This is a genomic window from Roseibium aggregatum IAM 12614 (assembly GCF_000168975.1).
Lineage (GTDB): Bacteria > Pseudomonadota > Alphaproteobacteria > Rhizobiales > Stappiaceae > Roseibium > Roseibium aggregatum.
In genome coordinates this window covers 57,098-78,788 of the sequence record NZ_AAUW01000010.1, presented here as the reverse complement: position 1 = coordinate 78,788, position 21,691 = coordinate 57,098, and the positions used below count along the sequence as shown (strand labels likewise).

General features: G+C 60.2%; 23 protein-coding genes, 1 pseudogene and 1 riboswitch. Of the genes and pseudogenes, 14 read left to right on the top strand and 10 right to left on the bottom strand.

The genetic code is table 11. From position 1 onward, the window contains the following. Positions 1 to 131: 131 nt before the first annotated feature. From SIAM614_RS14790 to SIAM614_RS14770, 5 genes are all read left to right on the top strand, one after another. The gene (locus SIAM614_RS14790; RefSeq protein ID WP_157139872.1) at positions 132 to 695 is read left to right on the top strand and encodes a hypothetical protein; all 564 of its coding nucleotides are present in this window, start codon (positions 132 to 134) and stop codon (positions 693 to 695) included. 278 nt (positions 696 to 973) lie between these two features. Next, positions 974 to 1,261 (top strand): co-chaperone GroES, encoded by a 288-nt coding sequence (gene groES / locus SIAM614_RS14785; RefSeq protein ID WP_006935644.1) that lies wholly within the window; start codon positions 974 to 976, stop codon positions 1,259 to 1,261. A gap of 57 nt (positions 1,262 to 1,318) precedes the next feature. Further along, the gene (gene groL, locus SIAM614_RS14780; RefSeq protein ID WP_040440318.1) at positions 1,319 to 2,959 is read left to right on the top strand and encodes a chaperonin GroEL; all 1,641 of its coding nucleotides are present in this window, start codon (positions 1,319 to 1,321) and stop codon (positions 2,957 to 2,959) included. Positions 2,960 to 3,234: 275 nt separating this feature from the next. Next, entirely contained in the window at positions 3,235 to 3,909 is a 675-nt protein-coding gene (locus tag SIAM614_RS14775) for a YceI family protein (protein WP_050789397.1), read from the top strand. Positions 3,910 to 4,018: 109 nt separating this feature from the next. Next, entirely contained in the window at positions 4,019 to 4,222 is a 204-nt protein-coding gene (locus SIAM614_RS14770) for a hypothetical protein (protein ID WP_157139871.1), read from the top strand. A 23-nt stretch (positions 4,223 to 4,245) separates the two neighbouring features. On the opposite strand, the pseudogene SIAM614_RS14765 reads toward SIAM614_RS14770, so the two are convergent. Then, a pseudogene (locus SIAM614_RS14765) lies at positions 4,246 to 4,943 on the bottom strand (glutathione binding-like protein). Between the two features lie 218 nt (positions 4,944 to 5,161). Here SIAM614_RS14765 and SIAM614_RS14760 point away from each other — a divergent pair. The 4 genes from SIAM614_RS14760 (at position 5,162) to SIAM614_RS14745 (ending at position 8,502) form a co-directional block, all read left to right on the top strand. Next, complete coding sequence (locus SIAM614_RS14760) at positions 5,162 to 5,374, top strand: SlyX family protein (RefSeq protein WP_006935638.1); 213 nt, start codon at positions 5,162 to 5,164, stop codon at positions 5,372 to 5,374. Between the two features lie 145 nt (positions 5,375 to 5,519). Next, positions 5,520 to 6,533 (top strand): efflux RND transporter periplasmic adaptor subunit, encoded by a 1,014-nt coding sequence (locus SIAM614_RS14755; protein WP_006935636.1) that lies wholly within the window; start codon positions 5,520 to 5,522, stop codon positions 6,531 to 6,533. Next, the gene (locus SIAM614_RS14750; protein ID WP_040440317.1) at positions 6,530 to 7,768 is read left to right on the top strand and encodes an ABC transporter permease; all 1,239 of its coding nucleotides are present in this window, start codon (positions 6,530 to 6,532) and stop codon (positions 7,766 to 7,768) included. The genes SIAM614_RS14755 and SIAM614_RS14750 overlap by 4 nt, the downstream gene beginning before the upstream one ends. A gap of 32 nt (positions 7,769 to 7,800) precedes the next feature. Beyond that, a complete protein-coding gene (locus tag SIAM614_RS14745) occupies positions 7,801 to 8,502 on the top strand; it encodes an ABC transporter ATP-binding protein (RefSeq protein WP_006935632.1) in 702 nt (233 codons plus the stop codon). Between the two features lie 16 nt (positions 8,503 to 8,518). On the opposite strand, the gene SIAM614_RS14740 is transcribed toward SIAM614_RS14745, so the two are convergent. Further along, the gene (locus tag SIAM614_RS14740) at positions 8,519 to 9,208 is read right to left on the bottom strand and encodes a YoaK family protein (RefSeq protein ID WP_006935630.1); all 690 of its coding nucleotides are present in this window, start codon (positions 9,206 to 9,208) and stop codon (positions 8,519 to 8,521) included. A gap of 96 nt (positions 9,209 to 9,304) precedes the next feature. After that, a riboswitch (SAM-I-IV-variant riboswitch) is annotated at positions 9,305 to 9,428 on the top strand. Between the two features lie 41 nt (positions 9,429 to 9,469). Between SIAM614_RS14740 and SIAM614_RS14735 the strand changes: the two genes are divergently transcribed. Continuing rightward, positions 9,470 to 9,769, top strand: a complete 300-nt coding sequence (locus SIAM614_RS14735; protein ID WP_040440315.1) for a hypothetical protein — start codon at positions 9,470 to 9,472, stop codon at positions 9,767 to 9,769. 195 nt (positions 9,770 to 9,964) lie between these two features. Here SIAM614_RS14735 and SIAM614_RS14730 read toward each other — a convergent pair whose 3' ends face one another. From SIAM614_RS14730 to SIAM614_RS14720, 3 genes are all read right to left on the bottom strand, one after another. Next, complete coding sequence (locus SIAM614_RS14730) at positions 9,965 to 10,309, bottom strand: acyl-CoA thioesterase (protein WP_050789403.1); 345 nt, start codon at positions 10,307 to 10,309, stop codon at positions 9,965 to 9,967. 266 nt (positions 10,310 to 10,575) lie between these two features. Then, positions 10,576 to 10,797: a hypothetical protein gene (locus SIAM614_RS14725; RefSeq protein ID WP_006935625.1), complete on the bottom strand. Its 222-nt coding sequence runs from the start codon at positions 10,795 to 10,797 to the stop codon at positions 10,576 to 10,578. Then, positions 10,791 to 11,291: a group III truncated hemoglobin gene (locus SIAM614_RS14720; RefSeq protein ID WP_157139870.1), complete on the bottom strand. Its 501-nt coding sequence runs from the start codon at positions 11,289 to 11,291 to the stop codon at positions 10,791 to 10,793. The genes SIAM614_RS14725 and SIAM614_RS14720 overlap by 7 nt, the downstream gene beginning before the upstream one ends. A gap of 97 nt (positions 11,292 to 11,388) precedes the next feature. Here SIAM614_RS14720 and SIAM614_RS14715 point away from each other — a divergent pair, with 97 nt between their 5' ends. Continuing rightward, entirely contained in the window at positions 11,389 to 11,820 is a 432-nt protein-coding gene (locus SIAM614_RS14715) for an RrF2 family transcriptional regulator (protein ID WP_006935623.1), read from the top strand. 127 nt (positions 11,821 to 11,947) lie between these two features. Here the strand turns inward: SIAM614_RS14715 and SIAM614_RS14710 are convergent, their stop codons facing one another. From SIAM614_RS14710 to SIAM614_RS14695, 4 genes are all read right to left on the bottom strand, one after another. After that, positions 11,948 to 12,544, bottom strand: a complete 597-nt coding sequence (locus SIAM614_RS14710) for a Crp/Fnr family transcriptional regulator (RefSeq protein ID WP_208983997.1) — start codon at positions 12,542 to 12,544, stop codon at positions 11,948 to 11,950. Positions 12,545 to 12,902: 358 nt separating this feature from the next. Beyond that, on the bottom strand, positions 12,903 to 13,700 hold the full coding sequence (locus SIAM614_RS14705; protein ID WP_040440313.1) for a ChbG/HpnK family deacetylase: 798 nt from the start codon (positions 13,698 to 13,700) through the stop codon (positions 12,903 to 12,905). Positions 13,701 to 13,808: 108 nt separating this feature from the next. Next, positions 13,809 to 15,308: an ArnT family glycosyltransferase gene (locus SIAM614_RS14700; RefSeq protein WP_040440311.1), complete on the bottom strand. Its 1,500-nt coding sequence runs from the start codon at positions 15,306 to 15,308 to the stop codon at positions 13,809 to 13,811. A gap of 9 nt (positions 15,309 to 15,317) precedes the next feature. Further along, on the bottom strand, positions 15,318 to 16,403 hold the full coding sequence (locus tag SIAM614_RS14695) for a glycosyltransferase family 2 protein (protein WP_050789402.1): 1,086 nt from the start codon (positions 16,401 to 16,403) through the stop codon (positions 15,318 to 15,320). Positions 16,404 to 17,053: 650 nt separating this feature from the next. On the opposite strand from SIAM614_RS14695, the gene hisS reads away from it, so the two are divergent. From hisS to hisG, 3 genes are read left to right on the top strand one after another with little or no spacing between them, the layout of a single operon-like run. Next, complete coding sequence (gene hisS / locus SIAM614_RS14690) at positions 17,054 to 18,520, top strand: histidine--tRNA ligase (RefSeq protein WP_006935617.1); 1,467 nt, start codon at positions 17,054 to 17,056, stop codon at positions 18,518 to 18,520. Between the two features lie 2 nt (positions 18,521 to 18,522). Continuing rightward, positions 18,523 to 19,677, top strand: coding sequence for an ATP phosphoribosyltransferase regulatory subunit (locus tag SIAM614_RS14685; RefSeq protein WP_006935616.1), 1,155 nt, complete (start codon positions 18,523 to 18,525; stop codon positions 19,675 to 19,677). Next, on the top strand, positions 19,674 to 20,642 hold the full coding sequence (hisG, locus tag SIAM614_RS14680) for an ATP phosphoribosyltransferase (protein ID WP_006935615.1): 969 nt from the start codon (positions 19,674 to 19,676) through the stop codon (positions 20,640 to 20,642). The genes SIAM614_RS14685 and hisG overlap by 4 nt, the downstream gene beginning before the upstream one ends. Positions 20,643 to 20,880: 238 nt before the next feature. Here the strand turns inward: hisG and SIAM614_RS14675 are convergent, their stop codons facing one another. After that, positions 20,881 to 21,561 (bottom strand): DNA-3-methyladenine glycosylase I, encoded by a 681-nt coding sequence (locus SIAM614_RS14675; RefSeq protein ID WP_006935614.1) that lies wholly within the window; start codon positions 21,559 to 21,561, stop codon positions 20,881 to 20,883. Positions 21,562 to 21,691 lie beyond the last annotated feature (130 nt).

Below are 21,691 nucleotides of genomic sequence, written 5' to 3'. Positions count from 1 at the left end.
CGTGTTGAGCATCGTGAAATCCCGGCGTTTACCGCGCCGCACACATTGCCTTGTTTAATCGGACAAGTCGGTTTATATCGGCAAAAATCGCTGAAAACGACAAGATTTAAAGGCGTGCGGGGATACGGATGATGCTGGTGGGAAGTCGTGCTTTGAGGCGGATGCTGTCCGCTGTTGTGATCACAACCGGTGTATCTGCGGGGTTGATGTCCGCGCAGGCCCAATCACCCGCCAGTCCTCCAGCAGCTTTCCAGAACGCGCTTGCCGCTTACGACCAGGCATGGTCGGATGCCGGTCTTTCGTTCATGGTCGCGGTTTTCTCTGCCGGCCCCAGCAGCGGGTTCGGCCATTATACGCCGCGTGGTGACGCTGTCTTTTCCGATGACGAAGCGCTTAATGTCTATGCTGAACCAGTGGGTTATGGCTTTCGGGAAACCGATGGCGGTTTTGCCTACGAGCTGACGGCGGACTACAGGCTGTTGACCAAATCCGGGCAAGTGCTGGCGGAACAGGAAAACTTCGCGACCTTCTCGGGTAGCGGCCGGTCCAGGCAGCGCGAACTCTCTGCCGCCCTCACCTTCCAGTTCAGTGGCCTGCCGGCTGGCGACTACCAGCTTGAAACGAGTTTCACCGATGAAGTCGGCGGTGCAACGAGCGCCTTTACGCTGCCTTTCAGCGTTTCCGCCTCGAACTGAAGCGGCGTTGTCGGAGACCTTCAGGCTTCGTCATATTTCCGCCGCCTGGATCTGTTGACTAGGCCATAGGCGCATCGGGACCGATTGCGATTAAATTCTCGTCACAAAGCATTGACAATCTGACCTCGGCTACATAAATCCATGGCGCTGTTAGCACTCGCTGTTAAGGAGTGCTAATAAGTGACGGGAGGCATCATCCTTCCGTGCAACGAAACCCAATGTTCATGTCTCGCGCGCTGCCTATTGCGTGGGGCGCGCTCATGAGAGGAAACAGTGTTATGGCATTTCGTCCACTGCACGACCGTGTCGTCGTTCGCCGCGTAGATTCTGAAGCAAAGACTGCTGGCGGCATCATCATTCCGGACACCGCTAAAGAAAAGCCGCAGGAAGGCGAAATCATCGCCATCGGCACCGGCGCCCGCAAGGACAATGGCGAGATCGTTCCGCTCGACGTCAAGGCTGGCGACCGCGTTCTGTTCGGCAAGTGGTCCGGCACCGAAGTCAAGATCGACGGTGAAGACCTCCTGATCATGAAGGAATCCGACATCATGGGCGTGATCGCGTAACCACTCGCGAACCGCTTCTGATCTCAATTCAAATTCCAAAATAAGTGAGACGATCACATGTCTTCTAAAGAAGTAAAATTCGGTTCAGACGCTCGCGAGCGCATGCTGCGCGGCGTGGACACTCTCGCAAATGCCGTCAAGGTAACCCTCGGCCCGAAAGGCCGTAACGTCGTTCTCGACAAGGCCTTCGGCGCACCGCGCATCACCAAGGACGGTGTCTCGGTTGCCAAGGAAATCGAACTGGAAGACAAGTTCGAAAACATGGGCGCCCAGATGGTGCGCGAAGTGGCTTCCAAGACCAACGACATCGCTGGCGACGGTACCACCACCGCAACCGTTCTGGCCCAGGCCATCGTCAAGGAAGGCGCCAAGGCTGTTGCAGCCGGCATGAACCCGATGGACCTGAAGCGCGGCGTTGATCTCGCTGCTGCTGAAGCCGTCAAGGCTCTGACCGCTGCCTCCAAGACCATCACCACTTCCGCTGAAGTGGCTCAGGTCGGCACGATCTCCGCTAACGGCGACGAGCAGGTCGGCAAGGACATTGCCGAAGCGATGCAGAAAGTCGGCAACGAAGGCGTGATCACCGTCGAGGAAGCAAAGTCCCTCGAAACGGAACTCGAAGTCGTTGAAGGCATGCAGTTCGACCGCGGCTACCTGTCTCCTTACTTCGTCACCAACGCTGACAAGATGATGGCTGACCTGGAAAAGCCGTACATCCTGCTGCACGAGAAGAAGCTCTCCAACCTGCAGGCCATGCTGCCGATCCTGGAAGCTGTTGTTCAGTCTTCCCGTCCGCTGCTGATCATTGCTGAAGACGTTGAAGGCGAAGCACTCGCTACCCTCGTCGTCAACAAGCTGCGTGGCGGCCTGAAGATTGCTGCCGTCAAGGCTCCGGGCTTCGGCGACCGCCGCAAGGCCATGCTGGAAGACATCGCGATCCTGACCGGCGGTACCGTGATCTCCGAAGATCTCGGCATCAAGCTTGAGAACGTGACCCTCGACATGCTCGGCACCGCCGAGAAGGTGTCCATCACCAAGGAAAACACCACCATCGTTGACGGTGCCGGTTCCAAGGACGACATCAACGGCCGCGTTTCCCAGATCAAGGCTCAGATCGAAGAAACCACTTCCGATTACGACCGTGAGAAGCTCCAGGAGCGTCTTGCAAAGCTCGCAGGCGGCGTTGCCGTGATCCGCGTTGGCGGTGCGACCGAAATCGAAGTGAAAGAGAAAAAAGACCGCGTCGACGACGCTCTGAACGCAACCCGCGCTGCCGTTGAAGAAGGCATCGTCCCGGGTGGCGGTACCGCTCTCCTGCGTGCCAAGAAGGCCGTTGAAGGCCTGAAGTCTGACAACGCAGACATCGCAGCCGGTATCAAGATCGTCCTGCGCGCTCTGGAAGCTCCGATCCGTCAGATCGCTGAAAACGCTGGTGTCGAAGGCTCCATCGTTGTTGGCAAGATCCAAGAAAACGACGATCCGTCCTTCGGCTTCAACGCTCAGACCGAACAGTTCGTCAACATGATCGAAGCTGGCATCATCGACCCGACCAAGGTTGTCCGTACTGCTCTGCAGGACGCAGCTTCCGTCGCTGGTCTGCTGATCACCACTGAAGCCATGGTTGCCGAACTGCCGAAAAAAGACGGTCCGGCAATGCCGGGCGGCGACATGGGCGGTATGGGCGGCATGGGCTTCTAAGAAGCCCAAAGCTCAAAAGCTTTATCGAAAGGGCGGTCTCCGGACCGCCCTTTTTGTTTGCCGCCCATCATCTCGCGTTTGTGCCGCCTTGCGGCACAGGGGCGGCATTGGAATATGGCAAGCGCAAACAGCAGATCGCACCGCAAGGATGTGCTTGTCCATCGCACGCGCACCGTGTTTTCATATCGGTTGGAGACAGCACTGTTCTTCGCAAAGTCCTCATCGGCGATACGCTGCGTTGCGGCCTGAAACCTCCTGTCACCAGAGGAACCGCCATGTTTAAGCTTCCGGTGCACCGTCTTTTCCATGCGGTCTGCTTTGGCGCCTCGATGCTCCTGTCGCCACTTGCCGCACATGCGGGCGACACTGCGGCAGACCTGCCGGCGGGCAGCTACAAGATCGACAAATACCATTCCACACTCATCTTCCGGGCAAATCACCTCGGATTTTCATTCTACAGCGCATCCTTTGCCGACTTTGACGCCGCCCTGGAACTCGATCCAGCCGACCCTGCAAAAGCCAGCCTGAGCGTTGACATAAACGCCGCGTCCCTGCATCTGACGGCAACTCCACCCGACGGTTTTCGTGACATGCTGCTTGGCCCGGACTGGCTGAACGTGTCAGACCATCCGAAAATTACCTACCGTTCGACCGGCATTGAACTCACTGGCGCTACAACGGCCGTCGTGACAGGTGACCTGACATTCAGGGGAGTGACACGGCCCGTTGAGCTGAACGTGCGTTTCAACGGCGGCTATCCGGGCCTGGCTGTTTATGATCCTCAGGCGCGGATCGGATTTTCGGCAACCGGTACGCTGAAACGGTCCGATTTCGGCATGTCCTACGGCCTGCCGCCTGAAGGTTCCAACCTCGGGGTGAGCGATGAGGTTGAGTTCGTTATCGAGACGGAGTTCAGCGGTCCACCGCTGAAAGAGACTGAAGGGCAGTAGCCGCTACGGCATCCGCATCCGCCTCCGCGTCGCGACCGTCCGGCACTGGATTCGGAACCTAAGCTCTCTCCGCCCGTTTTCCTCATTAACGGAAACACGGGAGACAATGATGGCTCAGGAAGAAAGACAGGCAGCTTCAGATCGTATTGAGAATGTTGACGCGCTCAACAGGACGATCGCACAGGAGGCTCAGACCGACCAGGAGCTGGAATCCCAGGTACCGCCACGTTCCAGATATGGCACGATCTGGCGGGTCGCGGCGGTCATCGTTCTTCTGCTGGCCCTGCTCACCTCGGTTGTCTTTCTGGCCTGACCGGTGAAACCCGACCCTTGGCCTTAAGAAGGAATGTCGACTGCCTTCTGGCTCGCCGGGCGGTTCATGCAGGTATCGACCCAGCGAACGACGTTCTCAAAGGATGCGAAGTCCGTCACCTCTCCGGCCTCATAAAACCCATTGATGTTGCGGGCCCAAGGCCAGCAGGCCATGTCGGCAATGGTGTATTCGCTCCCGATAATGAAGGCACGCCCCTCGAGCTGCTGGTCCAGAACGCCGAGCAATCGTTTGGTTTCGTCGCGGTAGCGTTCGAACGGACGGCGGTCCTGATATTCGCGACCGGCAAACTTGTGAAAGAAGCCGAGCTGTCCCACCATGGGACCGAGCCCTCCCATCTGCCACATCAGCCACTGAAGCGTCTCGGCGCGCCTTGCCGGATCTTGCGGCGGAACTTGCCCGACTTTTCCGCCAGATAAATCAGGATCGCCCCGGATTCCCATAATGGCAGCGGCTTGCCGCCAGGGCCAAGCGGATCGATGATGGCCGGGATCTTGTTGTTCGGATTGAGCGACAGGAACTCCGGGCTCAACTGATCATTGCTGCCAAAATCAACGAGATGCGGTTCATAGGGCAGGCCCGTCTCCTCCAGCATGGCGGACACCTTGATGCCATTGGGCGTCGGCAGCGAATAGAGCTGAATGCGGTCGGGATGCTTTGCAGGCCATTTGCGGGTGATCTCGAAGTCGGACAGATCAGTCATACAGCCCCCTTTAGCCGTTTTCGGGCACCAGCCCCTGTCAGGATTTCGCATAGTTATAGCGCAGGAACAGCCGGGGCAAACACACAGTCAACCGAGTATGAGAGTTGGCAACCGAGTATGAGAGTTGGTGTTTCGCCGTTCCCGCAATATACCTGCCTCGACAGACATCGGGCACGCACCGGAACACCGGTTGCCCCAAGAAGACGCAGGAGACGCCAATGGCGGACGACAAGGAAGCCCGTATCGAGAAGCTAGAAATCGATCTCGCCCATGCGCTCAATACCATCGATGAGCTGAACACCGTTGTTTTCGATCAGGGACGCCAAATCGACCGGCTCAACCGGCTCGTCACCAATATGACGGATCAGGTTACAGAACTGATGGAAAACGTTCTGCCCGGTCATCAGATCGAAAAGCCGCCGCATTACTGACCCCTTTGCGACCCCTTGCCTGACCGGAGGTTCGACGGCCCATCCATCCGGCAAGCCTTGCAGCGCGCGCACCTTCATTTGATCCAGGCCATGGCATCCCCCGCCCCAGGCGTTATTGTGTCGGCAGGTCCGGCAAGGGTGTGCCATGCGTTTTTTGAAACTATCGATATTTCTTCTGCTGATCGCGGGGGCTGCCGCCGGTACGTTCTGGTGGCTCAAGAAACCGCCTGAAGTCCAGACAGTGATGCCCACGACCGGACGGGCAGCCGAAGTGGTCTATGCCACCGCCGTTGTGGAGCCGGTGCGGTGGGCGAAGGTCACAAGCATCATTCGCGAGCGCATCGTGTCGCTGTGCGGCTGCGAGGGTGAGCAGGTCAAGAAGGGCGACCAATTGGCGGAGCTCGACAGCGGCGATGCCCGCGCGACGCTCGCGGAACTGGAGGCACGCCAGGAGCTGGCGCAATCCGACAAGGAACGTGCCCTGCAACTGCTTGAGCGGCGGGTCGTCAGCCAGCAGGTTTACGACAAGGCCCAGAACGAACTGATCCGTATCAACGCCACCACCGCGGCCCAGAAAGAACGGCTGCGCGACTATGTCATCGTGGCCCCCATGGACGGCATGGTGCTCAGGGCGGACGGGTCGGTGGGGGAAGTTGCCGAGCCAGGTGAAATCCTGTTCTGGATCGGTCAGCCGTCTCCGCTTCAACTGGTGGCGGAAGTCAACGAGGAAGACATTCCCAAGGTGGCCAAGGGCCACAAGGCGCTGATCCGCGCGGACGCCTTTCCGGACAAGGAACTGACTGCCGAAGTTGCCAGCATCACGCCAAAGGGCGACCCGGTTCTAAAGAACTACCGCGTCTATCTCGATCTGCCGGAAGACACACCTTTGCGCATCGGCATGACAGCCGAGATCAATATCGTTACCTCCGAAAAGGAGGATGCCATGCTGCTGCCTGCTGCAGCCTTCGACGGCGCGAAACTGCTGACGCTGGATGATGACAACAAGGTCGTTCCGCTGGAGGTCGAAACCGGGATAACGGGCACGCGTGCCACGGAAGTGCTGAAAGGTCTCAGCGCATACACGCGAGTCGTCTTTCCCTACAACCCGGATCTTGTGGAAGGACAGAAGGTCAGACCGGTGCCCGGAGATGCAAAATAATGCTTCTCCTGCGCATCGCCTCCACCCACATTCGAAACCGTTTGCGCCAAACCATCGTCTCGACGCTGGGTGTTGCGCTCGGCGTCGGGTTTTCGGTGGCGATGGCCAGCCTCATGGAAGGGTCTCAACGGGATTTCACGGCAACGCTGATAGATGCGATTCCCCACGTGGAGATCCTTGACGAGCAGCGCGCACCGGCAGAACAGCCAGCCAGTGCCGTCTACGACGCCGTCACCTATCATGGTCTCAGACCGAAGGAAGACCTTCGCGGTATCCGCAACCCGACCGAAGCGCTTGCCTCGTTGCGCGACTGGGTGAACGGCTCGATGGCGCAGCGTCTGAGTGGCCAGGCGGTGCTGCGCTACGCCGGTCAGGATATCGGCATGACGCTGGTCGGCGTGGAGCCCAAGCGCGAACTGAACGTCTCCAAGATCGGCGAGGACATGCGCCAGGGTGCCTTCGAGGATCTGGACACGACGTCCAACGGGCTCGTTATCGGCGACAAGGCCGCAGAACGGCTGGGGGCGGAGCTGGGCGATACCGTGACCCTGACGTCTGCAAACAGTGTCGCCAAGCGCTTCAAGATCGTCGGCCTGTTCCACAGCGGCATCACCACCAGCGACGAAGGCCTAGCCTATGCACCGTTGAAGGCCGTGCAGATCCTTCTGGAAAAGCCCGACATCATCAACTCGATCGCAATCCATCTCAACGCTATCGGCGAAGCCAACGAGGTTGCCGCGCGGGCTGAGCGGCAGCTCGGCTACAAGGCGGTTTCGTGGGAGGAGGCCAACGAGGGGCTGATGGAGGCCTTCTTCGTGCGCAACGTGATCATGTATACGGTCGTCGGGGCCATTCTGGTCGTTGCCGGGTTCGGTATCTTCAACATTGTTTCGACGATCGTGCACGAAAAGGCGCGCGACATCGCGATTCTGAAATCGCTCGGATTTCCGGAGGGCGACATTCAGCAGATCTTCGTGCTTGAGGGACTGGTGATCGGAATCCTGGGTGCGCTCGCGGGCTCGGCGCTCGGGTTCAGCCTGTCGAGTTATCTTGCGTCGGTCAAATTCGAGTTTACCCAGGACGTGGAAATGACTCACCTGCCGATCTATTTCTCCACCCTGCACTACGTCATTGCCTGCCTTCTGGCGCTGTTTTCTTCCGGCATCGCCGGATATATTCCCGCCCGGAAAGCGGCCCGGCTCAATCCTGTCGACATCATTCGCGGGGCGACATGACCCCTGCCCGTGACCCTGCCCCAAACCAACAAATGGCCCCAGGCCGTGTGTTGCTGGAAGCCAGCAACCTCACCCGCATATTGCCGGCCATCGTGCCGGTGACGCTGGTGCAGGATGTGAGTTTTCAGGTGGGGGAAGCGGAGTTCGTGGCGATAACCGGCCCGTCCGGGTCCGGCAAATCCTCGCTTCTGTATCTGCTTGGCCTTCTGGACCGGCCAACCTCCGGCGAGGTCCGGATAGATGGCCTTCCCACCCATGCGCTGACGTCCGCCGAAATGGCGCATCTTCGCCTGGAAAAGCTCGGCTTCGTTTTCCAGTTTCACTTTCTGCTGCCCGAGTTTACCGCGCTTGAAAACGTGATGATCCCGATGCAGAGGCTCGGCAAACGCAGCCCCAAGGCACAGGTCGACCACGCAACGGAGCTTCTGGCGGCGCTTGGTCTGGCTGACTTTCTGCACCGCCGCCCGGAACAGCTTTCCGGGGGGCAGCGCCAGCGGGTGGCCGTTGCCCGCGCGCTCGCCAATTCGCCAGCGCTGATCCTGGCGGATGAGCCGACCGGAAGCCTCGACAGCGTGTCGACCGAACAGGTGTTTGAAAGCCTCCAGGACATCGTGACGAGCGAACGGACCACCGTCGTCGCCGTCACCCACGATCTTGAGCTTGCCGACCGGATGGACCGGCGGATCCATCTCGTTGATGGCCGCGTCGATTACGACAGGCTCCGCCAGGAATAAAGGCGGGATATCAGGGTCAGGCAGTCTGCAGCTCGTGCACCGGTTGAACCACCGCCAGCAGCATCAGCAGGGCAACAGGTATCGCGAGCGCCCAGAAACCCAGCATCGTCATCAGGAAACTGGCCAGAAGCCCTCCGGCGGCGAAAGCGGACAGCACCAGCGCCTGGTGACGGATCAACGTCCGGCTGCCGGGACGGGTTTCGGGGTGCGTGAAATAGTCGGCAATGCCAAGCACGAGCTTCAGCGTGTTGCCCGTCATGACGGTTGTGGGAACATGCCTGTTCAGCAGCGTCAGCATGATGACATTCTGCAGCGACATGGCCACGGTTGAAAAGCTGACCGCCGTCAGGGTGACGGCAGACAGCGCGCCTCCGGCAGCCGGATCGCCGAGGCCTGCGACAAGCATGAAGGCAGCAACGAGGATCGCTTCCAGCGCGAACAGATGCCGGACGGTAATCCTGTTTTTCTGAACCAGTCTCGTGACCGACGCGAACCAGAAGAGTGTTGAAGCGAAGAAAACCGCGAGCACGAAAACCTTCAGCGCCGCGTTTTCCGCCTGATGAAACATCTCCGTACACAGAACGACAAGCGTGCCGGTGATGAAGGCCGTGAAGGTGTGAAACAGGCCAAGAATGCAGACCACATCAATGAAGCAGGCGCAAAAGGCAAGTAGAACCGGCACGATCGGCCGGCTGTGATGCAACATGGATCGGTCCAACTGCGCACTCCCGAGCTAGTCTTTTCAGGAAGATGTGCCATGCACTGACGGTCTTGCCAAGCCGGAATGGACATGGCATAAGCCCGCCATCATCAAGAGAAGGGCTGGCGCCCTCGCCAACCTGCCGTCCGGGCAAGGTGGTTTCCGCAACAGGGATGCGGCCGGTCAGACCCTCTACCGAGGTTTTCCGGCAACGAAGCGGTTAATTTGCATGCGCCAGTCCTCCTCGGGCAACCGATGGAGGATTTATTGTCTCAGGACCCTTTTGCCGGACGAGCGGCAGATCTGATCGAGAACCATGTGGTGGCGGGCTCCCAGCTCGCCGGAACGGATATCTGGTGCCAGGCCGCCGAAGACTGCGTGCTGGCGCGGATCAAATCCCTGCGCATTCTGGGCGGCCTGCCGCGGCACAAGGCGCCGCTCACTCCGGCAGCCCGTACCGAGCGTCTGAAAACCCTACTTCAACTGTGGGCGAACGGCTGCACCTGCGCTGTCGATGAAGACCTCTTTGCCGATATTCTCAACCGGCACGGACCCGTCAGGCACTGACGGGAGAGGTTCTTCGTGCAGTTCTTCGGCCGCGAGTCTGGCAAAATGATCCGCCTCATCCTGAGGAAGGCCGAAGGCCCGTATCGAGTGATGGGCTGCTTGCGCCTGAGTATGCCGCCCATCCTTCGAGACAGCGCAGACGCGCGTCCTCAGGATGAGGTTTCTTTTGAGATAAGCCGGGTGAGAACGCGACGCTCAGTCCCGCTTGGGGACCGGGCGCGGCTTGCCGCCGTCATCAACGGCCACCATGGTGAAGACCGCTTCGGTCACCTTTTCCCGGTGGCCATAGCGATGACGCAGGGCCCAGGATTCAAGCTTGATTTCCATGGACGAATTGCCAACTCGGATGACCTCGGCATAAACGCACAGCACGTCGCCGACATGGACAGGCCGGATGAATTTCATCTTGTCGACCGCGATGGTCACGACACGTCCCTCGGCGCGCTGACCGGCAGCAATACCGCCTGCCAGATCCATCTGCGACAACACCCAGCCTCCGAAGATATCTCCCGAGGCATTGGTATCGGCCGGCATTGCCATCGTGCGTAATGTCAGATCGCCTGTCGGCTTTTCGTCGTACACGCCTGAGCCCCTCCAATGATTCTCGCAAGAAGACTAGGTCATAGCCTGCAAGAATAGAAGTGGTTGAACAGGAGACTATCCGGTTGAACGAAGAAAAAGACCGGTTATCGCAGAACAAACATCAGGATCACCATGATCCAGAGCGGCATCGGGGCAGCGACCCAGATCAGCAGAATCGGCAGGCCGCGATGGAGCAGATTGGACGTATTCATTTCGGTGACTTTCTAACTGAGGGCCTGGATCTCGAAGACTGTCATCGCCGCAAGGGCGACGATGCCCGTGATAAAGGCCAGTTTCGCGCTGCCGATGAGTGTGCGGCCGGCGACATCCAGTTTCGGCAGCGGCATGCCGCGCGAATCCAGATACATGGACAGAAGCATCAGCGAAAAGACCGTGAACCAGACGAACACCAAGGCTTCCGCTATCAGGACAATCGTTATCAGCATGATCCGCTCCAGTCTGAGGGTTGCGACGTCAGCTCGGCAGGCGGATTGGCTCCGGGGGTCCCGAAGGTGGCCAGCCAGAGGCTCTGCGCGATGCGTTCGGCAATGGCGACAATTTCGTCGGCAAGGTCCGGCACGAACAATTCGCGGATCACGGGCCGGAAGACGCCGAGCCATTCGCCATAATCCGCACTGACCAGTTCCTTCTGCTTCAGGTGAGCCGGCACGGGCTTGCCCTTGTAGGCGCCGTTCTTCATCAGGACGGACTGCCAGAAGGCTTCCATTTTCGGCAGGTGTTCTTCCCACCGGCCTGCCAGGCGTCGCTCGAAGATGCCCCCCAACCGCGGATGCTGGCGAATGCAGCCATAGAAGGTATGCACCATCACATGGACCGCCTGCTCGTCGACCTGCTCGTACCGCTGGAGACGGTCACCCCTGTCCGGCGCTTCGCGTCTCTTCAGCTTGTACCTGTTGGAACTTGTGTCAGGGGCTTCCATGGCCGCCTCCATAACATTCATTTTAGATGCATCTTTTAAATGGCACAGCGACACTCTAAAATCAACATATAAGATGAATGTTTAAAGAGACCCCGCCATGCGCCTCAGTCAGGCCAGCGATTTTGCCTTGAGAATCCTGATGGCCACCGGCCAGTCAGATGATCCGCAGACCGTCGACAAGCTTTCGAAGCAGCTTGGACTCGCCAAATCGCATGTCATGAAAATCGTCGCCCATCTTGCCAAGGGCGGTTACCTGGAGACGACACGGGGGCGTGGCGGTGGTATCCGGCTGGCCAAGGCACCGGCCACGATCCGGCTTGGCGACGTCGTGCGGCTGATCGAGCCGGACCTGGGTGTCGTCGCCTGTCTGAAGCCCGAGCCCACAGTTTGCGCCTTCCTGCCGCGCTGTGCCCTGAAAGGTGCAATGGCGCAGGCATCGGAAGCATTTCTCGCCAGCCTCAACACCGAGACGCTGGCGTCGATCCTGGCCGGAACGCAGATGGCGCTTCCAGTGGAAACAGAGGCTTGATTCCCTCTTTCGGCAAGAGAGTTCCAGAGCAGCTTCCGGAAAGGCACATCGGGGTCAAGCGAAGGCGGGCGCGGCCTTCAACCATTTGCCTCAGCAAGATGGTCCGCAGAAGGCCGCCCCGTTTTTCCTAAAGCGTCGAGGCCTTCTCCAGGAAGTCCATCTGTTCCAGGCAGTAGTACCCGGAAATCCGGCTGATGGTGCCGGCCCGTTTCCAGTCGTTGAGAACACGGCTGACATTTTCACGCGCGGCGCCTGCCATGTTGGCGATATCCGCCTGGCTGAGCTTGTAGTGGATCAGCAAGCGGCCGTCGTCGAGCGGCTTGCCGAAGGTTTCCGCCAATTGGAGCAGGGTCTGCGCGACACGTCCCGGCAAGGGCAGGAACGAGCGCGCGGCCAGAACATCATTGGCATGGCGCAGCCGCTTTCCGACAATCGACAGCATGTGCCGGTAGACGGCCGGGTTCTCATCGGCAAAGCGCTGGAAGGCGGCCTTGTCGATAAAGGCGAGCTGAGCTTCCTTCAATGCGATGACCGTGGCCGACCGTGGACGGCCGTCGAGCAGGGCCAGTTCGCCGACAAGATCGCCCGGGCCGAGAACCGCAAGCAATTGCTCGTCGCCCTCCACGGACAGAAGCGACACCTTGAGCGATCCCTCCAGAACCGCGTAACAGCCGTTTCCGGGATCGCCATTTTCGAAAAGAATGGTGCCAGCCGATATTTTCATCGGCCTTGCAAGGCGCGACAGACCAACAGCCAATTCCGGGTCGAGCCCTTCAAGTGAAAAGCTATTTTTTAAAAAATCCTTGATTTCCGCCACACCTTCCCCCTGCCAAAAGCGCTGCTGCCCGCGAAATTACAAGATCAAACGCAATCTTGTGATGCCCATCACGTGCAAACCAGCAAAATAACCCTATATCAAAGGACATGGAAGCGGGGCCGCCCCTCCCCTCTTCCCGACCTCCACGAAAAACGGCCCTGTTCCCCGCAGGGCCGTTTTTTCGTTGCAGCCTTTGCCTGCTCAGCCACGGCCAAAGCCTAATTCAAAAAGCTCGGCGACCTGCGCCTGAAACACACCATCGGCTTCAATTCAGAAAAACGTCTTTTTTCTCCAGCGTATGGAAGAACCGCTGACTGGACAGAACCTCATACTGGCATTCGCGTATCGCAATCTTCCGGCGCGGTTCGTCCCGCCGCAGCCGGTCGTCCGAGCGGCCCGGTATAGCCGCAACAAAGCTGAGATCGGCCATGCCGTCAAAGTGATTGTGCAAAAGAGCGTGCAGCGTTTCCTGGTCCTCGGTCTCCGGCAAGGGATCTGCCTTCGGCAGAAGCTTCAGACCATGTGCCTTTGCAAGACGCGCCAGCCGGACAGCCTTGAGACCTGACTGTACCGGCGAAATCAGCAAGGGCGGCTCGCGATAACCGGCATGCTCAACCGCCTTCAGGACGATCCGCGCCACAGAGGTGCGCTCCAGAAGACCCTCGCGCACTGCCACGAAATCCGGCTGACGTTTCATCAATACGCTGTAGCGGGCAAGCTGTGCCTGGGCTTCCTCCTGCAGAAGCTGGTCGGGAAGAAGACGCAGCAAGGCGCGGCGCTGAAGCTGCTCACGCGTGAACATTCGGTCGCCGTAGATTTCCTGCATGCGGGCGCTGACGGGTGACACACGGTCACCGCTGAAGGCCAGTGTCACGCCGAACAGGGCGCGCTTGCCAACCTTTTCGGCGGTTTCCTGAAGTGGACGGAATTCGCGCGGCCATAATTCTGTGGCAACCATGGCCCCGAGTGCGCTGAGACGCCCGCGCTCCACAAGGTCACGCAACGCGCGGTCGACCCCGAAGGCAAGGCCATAGTCCAACGCTCCAAGTGTAATTCGCTTCATGAAATTCCGCAGGCGGACCGGACACTATGAATATTAAGCCACATCCCTGCGGCATTCGGTCAAGCAAATCAAGTCGGATGTTGAGTTGAGGCGGCAACTCGTGCCGGATCATTTGCTGTCGACAGGCTCGAACACCGGGCCGATACGGCCATCGACCTTGTAGACGACAAGCTTTTCCAGCGGCACGTCTTTGACCTTGCGCGTCAGCTCTGCGACTTCCTCGACGTTGGCGAAGGACCGCCGCAGATCGCCTTCCCGGTTCCGGCGCTTTTCGGCAACATAAAGCCCCGGGCCATCGAACAGCGACAGGTCCGCTTCGGGCTGCATGATATAACGGATACGCTCGGTGAGCTGGAACACCGGCAGGTCGTCCTTCAGCAGGAAGTCGAGCTGGCCGTTGAGGCCGTAGCTGGTTGTTGCCACAAAGCCCGCCCCCTCCCGGTCGGCCAAGGCTTTCACTTCCTGCCCGATCTCGGGCCAGCCACGCAGCTGGAAAGTCGGGTCCTTGCGGGCAAAAGTGCCCGTTATCGGCCAGACCGCATGCAGTTGAACGACCACGGCCACGGCAAGACCCAGGGCGACACCGGCTTGCGCCAGACGCTGCCAAAGAGCCCCTCCGGCGGGCCTATTGGTGACGAACACGGCCGCCATCATGGCGAAGGCCGGGAACAGTGGCGCCGGCCAGTTGGCCTGCACCCGCGAATGCAGCGAGTGATAGACCAGATAGAGCAGGAACGGCAAAACGGTGAGCAGCAGGAGAGACGCCGCGTTTTCGCGTGCCCGCAGGCCCTTGAAAAGCGTGATCGAACCGGCGGCCGCCAGCACAGCGATCAGCGGGTTCAGAAGACCGATCAGCGCGCCCAGGAATTCCGGAACATATCTTGCCGTGTACCCTTCGGTGCCAGCCCGGCCGAACTGCTTGTAGAAGCTGACCCAGTCATGGGCGTGGTTCCAGTAGAGCACCGGTGAAAAGCAGAGCAGCGCAAGCAGGCCGCCGGCCCAGAGCTGCCAGCAGCGCCACCAGCGGCGGGCATCCGGCACCCAGACCAACCAGAGCACGATGCCCGCGCCCAGAAAAAGAACCGAATATTTGGCAAGCAATCCGCAGCCGGCCATCAGCCCGATCATGAGCCACCAGTTGGCATTTTTCGATGCCGACAGCTCCGTCAACGCCCACAGGCTGAGGCCCCAGAACAGCACGGAAGGTGCGTCAGGCGTTGCCAGAATGCCGCCGATGCCCACCAGAAGACTGGCGTTGAGAAACAGAACAGACCAGCCCGCGGCAGGGCGCCCGAACAACAGCGAGGCCGTGCGCCACAGCGCCAGGGACCCGACGACCCCGGACACGATGACAAGCGCACGGACGGCAAAGACCGTGTCGCCGAACAGCGCCTGGCCGATACCGATCCACCAGCCGATCATCGGCGGATGATCGTAATAACTCAGCGCCGGAGACAGCCCCCAGAGCCGGTAATAGGCTTCATCCTCGACAAAATGGGAGTTGGCGGCGGCAAAAATCTTCAACGCCGTCAGCAGCCCGACGATCAGGATCAATCCTGCCGGCCGCAGGTAAAAGGGCAAGGGTCCGGTCTGAGCTTCAGCAGTCACGAGCGGCCTTTACGTCTTGCGCCATGTCAGGGCGGAGCTTGCCGCGTAGTTCCAGACAGCGCCCATGATTGCCCCCGCTGTACCGGCAAACCACCAGTAGGACGGATCGGCGTAGATCAGGTTGGCGACACCGACGTTGGCGAGAACGCCGACCGAGCAAACCGCGTAGAAGGTCAGAAGGCCGATCAGCACCCTCATGCCGGTCAGGCGCCGGTCGCGATAGGTAAGCTGGTTGTTGAGAAAGAAGTTCGATGTCATGGCGACAAAGGAAGCTGCCGTCTGGGCGAGGTTGAATTCCATGTCGCTCAGCAGAAACACACGCAGCGCCGCCAGATGGACAAAGAGGCCGCTCGCCCCGACCAGGCCGAACATCAGGAAGCGGACCGAAACGATGTTGCCGAAATACTTGGCAAGCAGCAGACCGAAATAGTCGAGCGTCACCAGCGTATCCAGCTTGCTTTCGCCGTGCTGGCGCTCACGGAAGGTGAACGGCAGTTCCTTGATCTTCAAGGTACCGCCTGCACTGGACACCAGATCCAGCAGAATCTTGAAGCCCTGCGGCGAGAGTTTCGGGGCAAGCGCTTCGGCCTTGTCCCGGCGGATCATGAAGAACCCGCTCATCGGGTCCTTCAGAGTGACATTCAGCAGCTTCTGCGCAAGCCCGTTGGCAAGGTTAGACCCCCAGGCGCGAAACGATGACAGGCCTTCGCCAATGGTACCGCCATCAACCTTGCGGCTTGCGACCACCAGATCCGTGTCGTCGGCCTTCAGGGCGGCCAGCATCTTGGGCAGCATGGTCTCGTCGTGCTGCAGGTCGGCATCCATGACGGCAACAAAGGGGGCGGAAGATGCCAGAATGCCCTCGATGCAGGCCCCGGACAGGCCCCGGCGGCCGATGCGGCGGATGACCCGGACGCGGGCGTCACTTCGCGCAATCTCGCGCGCAACCTCGGCGGTTCCGTCAGGTGAATTGTCGTCAACGACGATTGCTTCCCAGGCAATTCCGGCAAGCGCTTCGTCCAGAAGGTCGATCAGGATTGGAATGTTTGCAGCTTCGTTGAAACTCGGCAGGATGACACTGAGTTCGGCAGCCATCAGACCCGGTCTCGCCAGGCCCGGTCCCGTCAGTCCTGGTCCCGTCAGGGCCTCTGTCCCGCTTTCGCCGGCCTTTTCGTCCGCCATGCGCACCGCACTGTCCATACTGAGCCCCGTCCGCCGCTCCCGCGCCTTCCTTTAGCGCCGGGACGGCCCATTTCAACCGATCCGCGCGGACCATAGCCCGGCAGAGATTAAATACAAGAAAAGACAATGAAACGACTGCGCAGTCCGGCCCGTTTACCGGGCCAATGTGCTTTCCCTGCCTTCGCAGCCGAAGTTCCACTGTTCCTGAAGCGCCCTTTTACCGCGAACTGTGATGCAAACAAGGCACGGGCAGCAGATTTGAAGACGTGCCCCTTCGCTCCGCACGTCAAACCTGGCTCCGCTGCCGTGTCGGCCAGGGTGATACCGGCGTTGTATGAAGCGTAATTTCCGTCGAAATGCGCTCCAGCTAGAGGCGAACGACTTCAACTCTGAACCGAAACCGGTTGCCGCGATTCCTGCGGACGACAAGAAAACCGGCAGAATGCTGCACCGCCTTGCCCTTGCGCCGTGTTTCGTCTACGACAGCCGCAATATCAGACAGCCGGATGCAAGGGTTTCCTTGGGCGCGTCCGGCCGGAAACTCGCCAGGATTCAAGACCTTTATGGCCAAAAAACCGAACAAGCTGAAAGCCCGCCTGCCGCGCGGCTTCGTTGACCGCTCTGCCGAGGACATCCGCGCCACCGACGAGATGCTGGCGAAGATCCGGGCCGTTTATGAGCGGTACGGTTTCGATCCCGTCGAAACCCCTGCCTTTGAATACACCGACTGCCTCGGCAAGTTCCTGCCTGATACCGATCGGCCGAATGCCGGCGTCTTCTCCGTGCAGGACGAAGACGAGCAGTGGATGAGCCTGCGCTATGACCTGACCGCGCCGCTGGCCCGCCACGTGTCGGAAAACATCAACGAAATCCAGCTGCCCTACCGCACCTACCGGGCCGGCTGGGTGTTCCGCAACGAAAAGCCGGGGCCAGGCCGTTTCCGCCAGTTCATGCAGTTCGACGCCGACACCGTCGGCGCGCCCGGCGTCCAGGCGGATGCCGAAATGTGCATGATGATGTCCGACACGATGGAAGCCCTCGGCATTCCGCGCGGGCAATATGTGATCCGCGTCAACAACCGCAAGGTTCTGGACGGTGTGCTGGAAAGCATCGGCCTTGGCGGTGAAGAGCACGAAGAGCGCCGGCTGACCGTCCTAAGAGCCATCGACAAGCTCGACAAGTTCGGAACGGAAGGCGTACGGCTGCTGCTGGGCGAAGGACGCAAGGACGAGAGCGGCGACTTTACCAAGGGTGCGGAACTCGCCCCGGAAGGCATCGACAGCATCATCGCCTTTGTCTCGGGAACCGGCACGCTGGACAATGAAGGCATCACCGAGCTCAACACCATGGCGGAGATCTTCTCGGCCTGTGGTTATGGTGAGGACCGGATCAAGATCGATCCGTCCGTCGTGCGCGGCCTGGAATATTACACCGGCACGGTGTTCGAAGCCGAACTGCTGTTCGACGTGACCAACGAGAAGGGTGACGTTGTCCAATTCGGTTCCGTCGGCGGCGGCGGCCGATATGACGGGCTGGTCAAGCGCTTCACCGGACGTGACGTGCCCGCGACGGGCTTTTCCATCGGCGTATCCCGCCTGATGACCGCGCTGAAGAACCTCGGCAAACTCGGAACATCCGACGTTGTCGCGCCGGTGCTGGTCACCGTGATGGACGGCGATGTCGCCGCGCTCGGTCGCTATCAGAAGATGGTGCAGGACCTGCGCGAAGCCGGTATCCGCGCCGAAATGTATCAGGGCAACTGGAAGAAGTTCGGCAACCAGCTGAAATACGCTGACCGGCGCAACTGCCCGATTGCCATCATTCAGGGCTCGGACGAGCGGGAGGCCGGCGAAATCCAGGTCAAGGACCTGATCGAAGGCAAGCGGCTTTCCGAAGAGATTACCGACAACATTACCTGGCGTGAAAGCCGCCCGGCGCAGGTGACCGTCAAGGAGACGGACCTCATCGCGACCGTGCGCGGTATCCTGGACGGACAGGCGGAAGACCGCCAGCGCCAGAACGAGGGCTGAACATGAGTGGGGCGGCACAGGTGACCGGACTGGCTCCGGAAAAGATCGAGACGGTTCTTGGCCTCTTCAAGGCCGCGGGCCATGACGAAGTCAGCCCGCCGATCCTGCAACCGGCGGACGTCTTTCTGGACCTCACCGGCGAGGACATCCGCCGCCGGCTCTATCTGACCAGCGGCACCGACGGACTGGACCTGTGTCTGCGTCCCGACTTCACCATTCCGGTCTGCCGTCACCATCTGGCGCAGGACGCCGTCAAGCTTCCGGCCGCTTACTGTTACAACGGCCCGGTGTTCCGCCAGCGCCCGGACGGCCTGGGTGAAATTCCGCAGCTCGGTGCGGAAAGCCTCGGCCGCACGGACACGCCCGAAGCGGACGCCGACCTGCTCGCGCTGTCCGTCAAGGCACTGGAAGAATTCGGCCTGTCGGACATCGTGATCCGCATTGGCGATGAAACGCTGTTTGCCGCCGTGCTGGAAGGTCTCGAGTTGCCGACAGTCTGGCGCCGCCGTCTGCGCGATCTCTTTGGCGAGACCGACAGGCTGACTGCCGCGATCTCCCGTATGGCCGGAGGGTCTGCCTCCGACGACGACAGCCGCGATGTCCGCCTCGGCTTCCTGTCCGCACTGGAAGGCGCTGACCCCGAGGCTGCCCATGCCGTGGTTGAGGATCTTCTGTCGATTGCCGGAATTTCGGCTGTCGGCGGACGTACCCCCAGCGAAATCGCCGACCGGTTTCTGGAACAGGCGGCCCTTGCGAGCGGCGCACGTGGTCACGACAAGGCGGCGGAAATACTGTCAGCCTATCTCGCGCTGAAGGCGGATGGAGCCAGTGCCGCGGATGTACTGCGCGGTTTTTCGAGCGACTTCGGCCTTGGCCTGGACACGCCCATTGCCGCCTTCGAGCAGCGCCTTGTGGCCCTTGAAGCCAAGGGCATCGATCCCGCCCGGCTGACATTTGCAGCGGAGTTCGGCCGGCGTCTCGATTATTATTCCGGCTTTGTTTTCGAGATCCATGCAGTCAATCCACCGGTGGAAGGTCCGCTGGTCGGCGGCGGGCGCTACGACAAGCTGGTGACCCTTCTGGGGGCCGAAAACGACGTGCCGGCCATCGGCTTTTCCATGTGGCTCGACCGGATTGCAGCGAGTGTTAGGTCATGAGCAAACTGATTATCGCCATTCCCTCCAAGGGCCGTCTGCAGGAAAACACGCACGAGTTCTTCGGCCGCGCAGGCCTGAAGGTGGTGCAGCCCGGCGGCGCGCGGAACTACCGCGGCGCCATCAAGGGCCTGCCGAACGTTGAGATCGCCTTCCTGTCGGCCTCCGAAATCGCACGGGAGCTTTCCGACGGCACGGTCCATTTCGGCATCACCGGCCTGGATCTGGTGCATGAGAACATCGCCAACCCGGACAGCACCGTTCACATCGTCACCCCGCTCGGCTTCGGCCCGGCGGATGTGGTGGTTGCCGTCCCGAAGGCGTGGATTGACGTCGAAACAATGGCGGATCTTTCCGATGTCGCTTCGGATTTCCGCAACCGCCATGGCCGCCGCCTGCGTGTTGCGACCAAATACGTCAATCTCACCCGCTCCTTCTTCGCCGGTCACGGCATCGCCGACTATCGCATCGTGGAAAGCGCGGGCGCAACGGAAGGCGCACCGGCGGCGGGTTCCGCAGAACTTATCGTCGACATCACCACCACCGGCTCGACATTGCAGGCCAACAACCTGAAAATCCTGAGCGATGGGGTGATGCTGAAGAGCCAGGCCAATCTCGTGGCCTCGCTCAACGCCGACTGGTCTGCCTCTGCGCTCGGCGCGGCCCGGGCGATCCTCGACCGGGTGGCCGCGGAAGAAGCAGCGCGCAACGTCAAACTGGTGAAAGCCGTGGTCGCCGACCGCACGCAGGCCCTTCGGTCTGTCAGCAAGGTTGGTGCCCAGCAGCGCTTTTCCGAGGTCGACGACCTGCATCATGTCAGCGTTCTGTGCCCCAGGGACGCCGTTGCCGACTGCGCTCAGCTCCTGATCGAAGAAGGCGCGGAAACGGTAACCGTCGAAACGCTGGACTATGTCTTCTCCAAGGAGAACCGGCTGTTTTCTCCGCTAAAGGCAAAGGTGGGCGGATAGGCGCTTCGCGGCGTTTCCGTGCCGCGTGATGTCCTTGCGGGCATTGCTTATGTCCGGTGCATTTTCGGCTTAGCCGAATACCCCCTTCCCTGACCCTTCCCCACAAGGGGGAAGGGAATCCAGCCGTGCCAGTTCTCAGCTCTGCGTTTCCTGCCGATGTTGGCTAGGGCACGGACCGAGGTGTTCGTGGACAGTGGTTGGAGATTATGCCTTGCAACTCTTCAAGACCTGAGCGCCTTCAGCGCCGTACCGGACGCTTGAACGCCTCGCGTGCTGCCTCAACGCTTTCCCGACAACAGCAGCCTTCCAGGTGGTCGTTGACCATGCCCATGGATTGCATGAAGGCATAGACGGTGGTTGGGCCGACAAAGCTCCAGCCGCGTTTTTTCAGGTCTTTGGACAGCGCCGTGCTTTCGGCCGTCTTGCCAAGGGTTCTGGCTGTGGCGAAATCCAGTTTTTGCGGACGATCCGCAGGCTTTGGTTCGAATGACCAGACATAGGCGGCGAGAGACCCGAATTCCTGGCGCAGTTCCAGGGCTCGCCTTGCGTTGTTGATGGTGGATTCGATCTTGCGGCGATGGCGGACGATACCGCTGTCCTGAAGACAGCGTTCGACATCGGCTTCCGTAAACTCCGCCACCTGCTCGAACTCAAAATTGGCGAAAGCCGCCCGGAACGAGTCGCGCTTGCGCAGGATGGTCAGCCAGGAGAGACCCGACTGAAACCCTTCCAGGCAGATCTTTTCAAAAAGCCGCCTGTCCTCGTCAACCGGCCAGCCCCATTCCGTGTCGTGATAGTGCTGGTAGTCCGCCAGCCCGCCGTGCCACCAGCAGCGGTTCCTGCCGTCCTCGCCCAACAGCAGACCTGTGACCGGGTCGCGCTCCGTTCTGGCCGTTTCCGCCGGTTTCTGATCTGCCATGCGCCACCTCGATATTCACTATTTGTTCCCATCTTGGTACCCTCCCCGATACCTTGAGGCAACCCGAAATGCGAGCCATTCCTTCGAAAATAAAAAACCCGGCCAGTTTGGCCGGGTTTCAAAATCTGAC